The 229-nt window shown below is 74.2% G+C and carries 1 protein-coding gene; it reads right to left on the bottom strand.

Annotation, left to right across the window (positions count from 1 at the left end):
- A partial coding sequence (locus AB3X89_RS40885; RefSeq protein WP_368588133.1) for an AMP-binding protein occupies window positions 1–229 on the bottom strand: 229 nt, incomplete at both ends.

The raw sequence follows: 229 nt of genomic DNA, 5'->3' as shown, positions 1-229 counted from the left end.
GCCGCACGCCCCGCCGCATCGGCCAGCACCAGCCGCGGCGCCGCCTCCCCCAGAATCTGCCGCAGCCGCGCGCCCGGATACGCCGCATCCAGCGGCACATATGCGCCCCCCGCCTTCAGGATCGCCAAGAGCCCCACCACCATCGCCGCGCTGCGCTCCACGCAGATCCCCACCGGCTGGTCCGGCCTGACTCCGAGTGCGATCAGATGGTGCGCCAGCCGGTTGGCCC

This window comes from Paraburkholderia sp. BR14320 (assembly GCF_040948665.1).
Taxonomy (GTDB): Bacteria; Pseudomonadota; Gammaproteobacteria; order Burkholderiales; family Burkholderiaceae; genus Paraburkholderia; species Paraburkholderia youngii.
This window is presented reverse-complemented; position numbering and strand designations above follow the sequence as displayed.